This is a genomic window from Dyadobacter sp. (genome assembly GCF_051859145.1).
GTDB lineage: Bacteria > Bacteroidota > Bacteroidia > Cytophagales > Spirosomataceae > Dyadobacter.
In genome coordinates this window covers 1-4,356 of sequence record NZ_JBHYGF010000358.1, presented here as the reverse complement: position 1 = coordinate 4,356, position 4,356 = coordinate 1, and the positions used below count along the sequence as shown (strand labels likewise).

Sequence of the window (4,356 nt, the reverse complement as noted above, 5' to 3'; positions counted from 1 at the left end):
CAAAGGCTTTATCCAGATCGTCAAAATCTTCATCAATCCGATCATATTCCTGACGATTACGCTCGGCATTATCGGAATGGGCGACTTGAAAAAAGTGGGTAAAGTGGGAGCCAAGGCGCTCATCTACTTTGAGGTTGTTACAACGCTCGCCCTGGTTGTTGGTGTGGTAGTTGCCAATATTATCCAGCCGGGAAAGGGAGTTGTTACCAGCAACTTGCAAAAAGGGGATATTTCGGTATATGCGAATAAGGTCGGCGATTTCAGTTGGCTGCAATTCTTTCTGGACAACGTTACCTTACAGGTTTTGCTGTTTTCGCTTGTTCTGGGGACTGTGCTGAGCAAGTATTCAGGAAAGGATAAGGTTATTCACTGGCTGAATTTTGTGTCCAAATACGTGTTCCGTGCATTGCACCTGGTGATGATTTTCGCCCCGATCGGCGCATTCGGCGGAATGGCGTATACGATCGGGAAATATGGAATTGATACACTGCTGCCGCTTGCCAAGTTAATGGGAACCGTTTATGCCACCATGGCGATATTCATTTTTGGGGTACTCAGCCTGGTTTTGAGAATGTACAAAGTCAATCTATGGTCTTACCTGAAATACATTCGTGAGGAGCTGCTGATTGTGCTTGGTACTTCTTCGTCGGAAGCTGCCTTGCCTTCATTAATGGTGAAACTGGAACGAATGGGCTGTTCGAAACCGGTGGTCGGACTGGTGGTACCGGCAGGTTATTCATTTAACCTCGATGGTACAACAATTTACCTTTCCATGGCGACGATCTTTCTGGCGCAGGTATTCAATGTGCATTTGACTTTCGGACAAATACTCTCGCTGATCGGGATTTTGATGGTTACGTCCAAAGGTGCAGCAGGTGTAACAGGCAGCGGATTTGTGGTACTTGCGTCGACATTGACGGCAATTAAGGTTATTCCGGTCGAGGGACTTGCATTGCTATTAGGCGTAGACCGCTTCATGTCCGAAGCCCGCGCGATTACCAATTTTATCGGAAACGGCGTCGCGACAATCTGGCTGGCGAATAACGAAAAGGAATTTGACCGAGACAAAATGAATTATGCATTTGAGAACATCAGGGAAACGGAGAATGTTGTAACAGATAACCTGAGCGACGCTACCCAGCCTGAGGAGCGGAAGTTGTAGGAATTTTTGTTATTTGTAATGAAGGTATAAAGTTGAAAAGTTATGGATTATAGAACTTTCATAGTTTCTGACCACAAAGTAATGCTGGGCAAACCGGTGATCAAAGGAACACGCTTATCTGTCGAGCTCATTCTGCGCAAGCTGGGAGAAGGCGCAACTATAAATGATTTAACTCAAATGTATCCGGGTTTGAATCAGGAATCTGTTCAGGCAGTACTCCAGTATGCGGCTGAATTGGTTGCGAATGAAGAAAGCCTGGAAACAGCTTCATGATTCTGGCAGACGAAAATATTGATCACAGAATAATTCAGGCTATTCGAGATTCGGGCTGCGATGTATATTCCATTTATGAGTCAAACAGAGGATATGCGGATGAGGAGATCATTGAATTTTCCCGAAATCCGCCGAGGATCATTTTGACAGAAGATAAAGATTTTGGAGAATGGGTGTATGCGCACCATATTTCAGGGATCAGCGTAATTTTTCTCAGGTACCATTTTCTTGAAACGGAATCTATAACTAAGATTTTAACTAAACTTTTAAATGAGCGTGCCAAAGACCTTTATAATCATTTTACAACAATTACTGTCAAGAAAATCAGATCAAGATCTTTTCTGTAAGCACATTGATTTCCATTGAATTAGAATTACCAAGTACATAAACTATGATTGACCAAGAAACAGTACATATACCAACCCGGGCGGGCCGGGTTTTTATTGGGGAAGAATTTGATTTGAAAAGCTGGAATGATGTTCAGCCGTTTTTTGAAAATCTTAAAAACCGTGAGATCAACTCTGCGGAAGATTTGAAACAATGGTTTTCAGACCGCAGCGAAATTGAATCCTACTTATCTGAAAATTTCGCCTGGCGGTATATCCGGCAAACCTGCGATACCGCTAATACCGGACTGATCAATGCATTGCAGTTTTTCATCACAGAAATCCAGCCTAAACTGGCCGAATACGGTAATGCTTTAGATAAAAAAGTGGTAGATAATCCATTCCTGGACGAACTGACGGAGCCCGGATTTGCCATTACATTGCGCGGAATGAAGAAAGCGATCGAGATTTTCCGTGATGAAAATATCCCGCTGATTACCGAAATGCAGACCGAAGAGCGAAAGTATGGCGCAATAGCAGGCGCTATGACGGTTACACTTGACGGTGAGGAAATGACTCTGCAAAAAGCCGCTGACCGACTGCAGTCCACAAATCGCGCAATTCGGGAGGAAGCCTGGCGGGCTATCAGTGAGCGACGTTACCAAGACCATGATAAGCTCGACGAACTGCTGAATTCGCTGATTACGCTGCGTAACAAAGTCGGTCAGAATGCCGGTTTTGATAACTACCGCGATTATATGTTTGCTGCAATGGGCCGTTTCGATTACACGCCCGAAGATTGCTTCAACTTCCATGATTCAGTCAAAAAAGCGGTGGTACCGCTATTGAATACCATGGCAATTGCCAGAAAAGCGTCGCTGCAGGTGGATTCACTTCGTCCGTGGGATACCAAGGTAGACCCAAAAGGTTTGCCGCCATTGAAACCGTTTGCAACCGGAGAGGAGCTTCTGGACAAAACAATCCGCTGCTTTACCCGTCTTGATCCATTCCTTGGAAATTGCCTGAAAGTAATGAAGGCGATGAACCACCTTGATCTGGAATCGCGGAAAGGAAAAGCGCCGGGAGGTTATAATTATCCGCTTGATGAGATTGGGGTGCCTTTCATTTTTATGAATGCAACTTCGAATCTGCGCGACATGGTTACGCTGCTGCACGAAGGTGGGCACGCGGTGCATTCATTTGTAACCCGTGATCTGTCATTGAATTCATTCAAACATACTCCGTCGGAAGTAGCGGAACTGGCTTCGATGTCCATGGAGCTGATTACAATGGATTTCTGGGATGAATTCTTTGAGAATGAGACAGACCTGAAAAGAGCCAAAATCCAGCATCTTGAATCTATCATCGAAACGCTGCCTTGGGTAGCTACGGTAGACAAATTCCAGCATTGGATGTATGAAAATCCGGCACATACTGCAACAGAACGGCAGGCTGCCTGGGTCAGGATTTATGAGGAATTTACGGACTCAGTAATGGACTGGACCGGACTTGAAAATTTCAAAAAGTATCTGTGGCAACGTCAGCTGCACATCTACGAGGTTCCTTTCTATTATATTGAATACGGAATTGCGCAGCTTGGCGCGATCGGAGTTTGGAAAAATTACCGGGAAAATCCGGAAGCTGGGCTCAAAGGTTACCTCGACGCACTGAAACTGGGTTATACGGCCACAATCGGCGAAATATATCAGGCGGCGAATGTTCCTTTCGATTTTTCGGAGAAGAATATCACCGAGCTGATGCAGTTTGTCAGCAACGAACTGGAAGCCCTAAAAAAATAACAATCCGTTTAGCAACGATTTGGTGGTTATAAAAATGGCCGCTATTTTTGCGCATAATACAATTGAACTGTCAAAGAAATGAAACTATATAGAATTGTTGCGTTTGTAGCTTGTGCGGCGTTGCTTACTTCCTGCGAATACCAGAAGTATAATCATATTGAGCAAAAGGACCTGAATACCGGGAATGAATACGTTTACGGTGTAAGTCCGGACTCATTGCCTCGCCAGATGTCATACAAATACGAGGCGCAGCCTGAGCTTGATACACGTGTAAATAGCATCAGAGCAAAGCTTTACGGTGGAATCACTAATTCTGTAGTGAAACAATAACAGCATTTCTGTCAAATTATATAGAGATATCCCTGTCAGCGCGGGGATATCTTTTTTTTGATCCTGTATTGAATATTTTCAATATCGGTGCTCACGGATAGCCTGTTTGCGGCCGCCCATTCGATAACCGATGTTGCGAGATTTTGAACATTTTTAATTTACTTTACGTATTCGAGGCAAGTAGATCTGGTATCATCAAGAAATAAGTAATTAAAAATACACAAACATGGATATAGCTTTGGTAACCGGCTCGGCTGGATTAATAGGAAGCGAATCGGTTGCTTTTCTGGCTGGCAAATTTGATCTTGTCATCGGTGTTGACAACAACCTGCGTCAATACTTTTTCGGAGCGGATGGAAATACAGAGTGGAACCGTAACCGTATCCAGGAAGCTTTCGGGAATTATAAGCACTATGCAGCAGATATCAGAGAAGTAAGTGAACTGGAGCCGATTTTCAAAGAATAC

The 4,356-nt window shown here is 44.1% G+C and carries 5 protein-coding genes and 1 pseudogene; all 6 read left to right on the top strand.

The features are described 5' to 3' along the window. On the top strand, positions 1-1,162 hold a 1,162-nt coding region (locus ACTIE6_RS18915; RefSeq protein ID WP_439558131.1), incomplete at its 5' end, for a cation:dicarboxylate symporter family transporter. A 42-nt stretch (positions 1,163-1,204) separates the two neighbouring features. Beyond that, on the top strand, positions 1,205-1,435 hold the full coding sequence (locus ACTIE6_RS18910) for a DUF433 domain-containing protein (RefSeq protein WP_439558130.1): 231 nt from the start codon (positions 1,205-1,207) through the stop codon (positions 1,433-1,435). Beyond that, positions 1,432-1,782: a DUF5615 family PIN-like protein gene (locus tag ACTIE6_RS18905; RefSeq protein ID WP_439558129.1), complete on the top strand. Its 351-nt coding sequence runs from the start codon at positions 1,432-1,434 to the stop codon at positions 1,780-1,782. The genes ACTIE6_RS18910 and ACTIE6_RS18905 overlap by 4 nt, the downstream gene beginning before the upstream one ends. Before the next feature lie 44 nt (positions 1,783-1,826). Continuing rightward, the gene (locus ACTIE6_RS18900) at positions 1,827-3,560 is read left to right on the top strand and encodes a M3 family oligoendopeptidase (protein WP_439558128.1); all 1,734 of its coding nucleotides are present in this window, start codon (positions 1,827-1,829) and stop codon (positions 3,558-3,560) included. A gap of 78 nt (positions 3,561-3,638) precedes the next feature. Beyond that, entirely contained in the window at positions 3,639-3,890 is a 252-nt protein-coding gene (locus ACTIE6_RS18895) for a hypothetical protein (protein ID WP_439558127.1), read from the top strand. Between the two features lie 226 nt (positions 3,891-4,116). Continuing rightward, a pseudogene (locus ACTIE6_RS18890) lies at positions 4,117-4,356 on the top strand (NAD-dependent epimerase/dehydratase family protein); the annotation flags it as partial.